The 4,655-nt window shown below is 45.1% G+C and carries 2 protein-coding genes; both read right to left on the reverse strand.

The features are described from left to right. Positions 1-297: 297 nt before the first annotated feature. Complete coding sequence (gene porV / locus QZZ43_RS15035) at positions 298-1,476, reverse strand: type IX secretion system outer membrane channel protein PorV (RefSeq protein ID WP_291861147.1); 1,179 nt, start codon at positions 1,474-1,476, stop codon at positions 298-300. 21 nt (positions 1,477-1,497) lie between these two features. Continuing rightward, positions 1,498-4,655: type IX secretion system sortase PorU (porU, locus tag QZZ43_RS15040; RefSeq protein WP_291861149.1), on the reverse strand; the 3,158-nt coding region annotated here is incomplete at its 5' end.

Below are 4,655 nucleotides of genomic sequence, written 5' to 3' on the forward strand. Positions count from 1 at the left end.
TTTAATTAATTGTTTAGGTTTTATTACCTTCAAATAATCCTTTTGAAAAAAAAACTATGTTGTCAACCAAATATTGAATGGTTATTTGCTATCGCCCTTTCAGGGCTTTGAGGTCTTTTTTAACAACATCACAGGGTTAAGACCTGCGCTGTTGCTACCGCCCTTTTAGGGCTCTGACTTCTTTTTCATACCAATATTGCAGGGTTGCACCCTGCGTTGTTTCACCCAGACTTTTGGCCTGGGTTCCAGCTAAGAGCCAAGAGCTATCAGCCAAGAGCTACCTCCTTTCCCAGAAAATCAATTCTGCCCAATCATCTGATCCAGATCCAATGCCAGGGTGAAGCGAACGGTATTGGCCAGCGGATTGTTCTGAACCACCGGGATAATGTAAGAGGCATCAATTGCAAGCATATTGAATTTCAGTCCCACACCGGCAGTGAAATACTTTCGGTTACCCTTGTTTTCGTGCTCATGAAAATAACCTGCACGCACTGCAAACTGCTTATTGTAGAGGTATTCAGCACCCACACTGATGTTGATTTCCTGAAGTTCTTCTTTCATTCCACCCGGCGCATCGCTGAAGGATTGGAAAATACCGGAAATGACAGAAACATTATCACTTTGAAAAACAGAATTGTTTTCTTCAACCTCCTGATAATCGGGGGTAGGAACCAGGAGCTTGTTAAAGTCCAGTGCAATAGTTAGTTCATTGTATTCGTCAAGCTCGGTTTTCAAAGCTGTTCCCAGCCTCAGGTTGGTGGGGATGAACTGTTCCACATTCCCGTCGTAGGAGATTTTACTACCAATATTTGAGATGTTGATACCTGCACTTAGATTGGCATCATTTCCACCCATTTCAATTTCATTTTGATAATAGAAAGCCAGATCTGCTGCAAATGAATTTCCTGCCTGATAGGTTTCACTTCCTGATGAAGGGCTGAAGTTCATCTGTAGATCTGAACGAATGTAACGAAAAGCTACAGCACCAGATAAATGATCGGATAAAATGCGGCTGTAGGCAGCATCAATGGCGAATTCGTTGGGTGAAGCATTTCCTTGTGGTTGTGCGTCTTCCGACATGAAGGTGATGTCTCCTAATGAGAAATAGCGGATAGAGGTACTGATGGTTTGCATATCATCGAGCCTCTTGAAACCGGTTAAATAGTAGAGGTTGATGTCATTGACGAGTTTTCGCAGCCATGGGGTATAAGAGAGCGCCACACCGGATTCTTTTCCAATAAATGCATATTTGGCCGGATTCCAGTGTTGTGAATTAACATCAGGCGAAATGGCAACACCGGTGTTACCCATTGCTCCACCCCTGGACTCAGGAGCAATGTCCAAAAACGAAACCGCAGTACTGATTATGTTTTGCTGTCCGCTTAGGTTCACATCGTCTTCCTGGGCCGTGGTAAATTGGGATAAACCAAGAAATAGGAATGCAATAAGTGCTTTGCTAAAAGATTTTTTGTTCATCGTTAAAATTTTTCCTTGTTTTTATGGGGTTGGCAAAAGTTTGGCAACTACCTGTGACTCTTCTCCGTTTTGGGGTTTGAGGATGATTCGCACAAAACAAATCTGCGAGTAATCCCAACCCGATTTTTCCATCGGTAACTGATAGGGCCCTATTAAATTCCCTGTGGATATTATTTTATCTTCTACAGTTCCTGTGACTTTTCCCGAGCTGTCAATGAATTGAATTGTTGTATTAATCAAGGCATTGGGGGCATCCATTTGCATACTAATGAATACGTCCTGTCCCGGGGAAACCGGGTTTGGCCAGGCTGAGAAATTCCGGATATTCAATCCGTGGCTCGGGTTAACCTTGAAATTTAACGTTGCAGTGGAGGAATTATTGTAATTGTCCCACACTTTAAGTGTTAGGTTATGTGTTCCATCCTCCAGTCTGGGCAACTGGAACTGAACAGTGCCCTGTTGATAATGGTCCGTGTGGGCGGTAAAGGCATCATTCAAAACCAGTGGATTGTTGGTGTCGCCATCAATAATGAGGGTGATGTTGTGACCGATGCCAATGCCGGAGGTGTTGATTCCGGATTCATCGAAAAGGTTTGCATAAAGAACCGGCCTGGAGCCTGTTGCCTGCCCCGGTGCAAAGCCAGGATGGTTCAGGTAGGGACTGATGTCGGGACCTTGATTGTCGCTTTCCGGGTTTTTGCTGATGCCGCCAATCACCACTTCTGTAAATGCTCCGGCAGCCTCCGTGCCGTCATCTGAAATGGCGTAATAGCTGATTCTGCCGTTGTCAAAGTTATATCTGATGTCTTTTGGAACCACAAATTCGAAGGAGAATTTCTCGTTGGACACAGTGGCGCTGCCTTTAAACAGGATGTTCGAAAACTCTTTAAATTCAAAGGGTTCATTGCTTCCGCTGCCCAGGGTTTTTGTGTTTACAGCTTTGTCAAAAACCGTTACCGATACCGTTCCGGAAAAGTCACTCATTAGTTTTCCTGCCTGGTTTTTGATGATTCCCGTTATTTGGTTTTTGGACAATGCGCTGATGGTGTCGGGTTGTCCGGTAACCTCAATGTTATTGAGTGTTGAGGTAGCGACCTCATTCGCCGGATATATCAACCGCAGGGCAGGGTCGCCCAGGAGAGTGAAGTTCAGCTTGTTGGTATTCGAACCCGACTCAAGTTTTGTACGACGCATCATTTCGCCAAAGCGCAGCGGCAGGCCGTTTTCATCTTTTTCGAATGCGTGGTTGTAAAAGGCATTGTTGAGCGTAAAGTTAAGACTGGAATAGACTATCCGGGTGGTGGATAATAGGGCTATTCCTCCTCCATTGGGGTTCAGGAAAACCTCTTCGCCTGCCGAAGTGTGGTTGTGGTTGTCGAAACGACTAAATTCACACGTGGCTGTGATGAAAAGAGGGAGCTTACTTTTGTTGTTCCATCCGGATATGTCGGTTTTGGTCACTAGTTTTTCGTGGGCCAGATTGTTTTCACTTCCATGGCCGGTATAATTGAACAGGAGAGTTCCTTCCGAAATGGCTTGCATAGTCCGACTCTTGGCTTCAGGAAACTCTTTTCCCACGGCCCCTGATGATACCTTAAAGGCATCAAAATAGATTTTATTCAAATCGAACTGGAGATGATTGGCCGCTATCTTCTGTGTCAGGCGATCGGCGTCTCTAACATGAATATTAAAGTCTCCGTCATCTCCTATAAAGGTGAGTCTGGTTTTCCACTTTCCGTCATCCTGATTTAACAGATAGGCCTCTGATTTGTTAACTGCATTAACAGCCTGCTCAACGGTGGTGACAGGGAAACGCCCTATACCAATGTCCAGTCGGTCATTTCTCAGATCTTCCCCTTCCAGATCATCCAGAAAACCAAAAAAGTCATCGGTGACGAAGGTGGAAGTCTGATAAATAGAATTGTCCGACTGATAAGTGGGAAGCGGGGCTGCTGGTGTGTTGTTGAGGTGGCGGTTATCATAGGTTCCGTCGCCAAACAAAAGCAATAACTTTGGAGATGCCGCTTCATTATCTCCGGCACGGTCGTAGAGCATTTTCATAAATCCTCTGATTGCTCCGGGATCGGGATGTCCCCAGGAGAACTCATTATAGATTTGATCACGATCGGCCACGACCACGCTCAATCCGGAATGTTGCTGGTGTAAACTTGCAAGCCGGTTGGCCTGTCCAATAAACTCGGACGGAGCTACTATCACCATTTCAGCCGGGGCGGTAGCGTGTAAATTCTGGTTTTCCACATTCTGTATAAACTCAGGTTGTGGAAATGTTTGGGAAGGATTAAATGCAACATATTCCTTGATTTCGTGAGAAGATGCAGTGAATTTTAGGATACTGCCCGCATTCTCTGTTTGCATATTTACTGGTTCCGCAGGGTTGGTTACATCCCATACCAGATCTGAATCCGTTGCTCCGGCTATTTCATAAGAGGCAATGCCACCCGGGGCAACTACCGATTTGTCGCGAAATACAAAGGGCCCGTTGTTAAGGGTCAGACGCCCCCGGCCGTTGATTACAAAATAATCGAGCCATCCAATAGACGTGGACGCGGTATTGTTGTATGAGTATTCGATATTAAACCGGCTATTGCCCGGAACAAAGTTTTGAGTTGTAGTTGCAAAACGAAAATAATATCCCAGGTAATCGTTGAGAGAAACCGTATTGATGTAGACGGTTTGACTGGCCATTTCACCCAATTTGATGTCGAAAGCCTGGGCCGAGTTGGCTCGTCCGGCAACCTGAGTGAAAAAAACAGCTTCTTCCTGAGGAATAAGATTGGGCATTTCTACCTCAAAACTCCTGTTCATGGCAATGGAGGTGTTAAACTTTTCTCCCAGCCATTGATTTCCGGAATTTAGAATGTTTTCATTTTCCAATTCATGAAAATAAAGCACATCAAACGATTGTGTGGTGGCAGTAACACTTCCCTGCGGTGGCAGTTGCTTCTGAGGGGTTTTCAATGTTTGAATGGCATCCGAAAGAAAGAAAAATGCCATTTGCGAGAATTTGTGGCTCTCGAAGTAAAAAAACCTGGTGTTTGTATCGTAGTTCCACCTCCAGGTTCCGGGACTATAAAAGTAAAGTGCATCATTGGTATGGAGGCAGGCCATTGCAGGCAAATCATCGGGGCGCTCCTCACTATTGCTCATGGGAACCATTG

This window comes from Marinilabilia sp., assembly GCF_016278715.1.
Classification (GTDB): Bacteria; Bacteroidota; Bacteroidia; order Bacteroidales; family Marinilabiliaceae; genus Marinilabilia.

Bases quoted from the DNA above. Each gene is read 5' to 3' on its own strand.
- porV (WP_291861147.1), bottom strand. From the start codon at position 1,476: ATGAACAAAAAATCTTTTAGCAAAGCACTTATTGCATTCCTATTTCTT.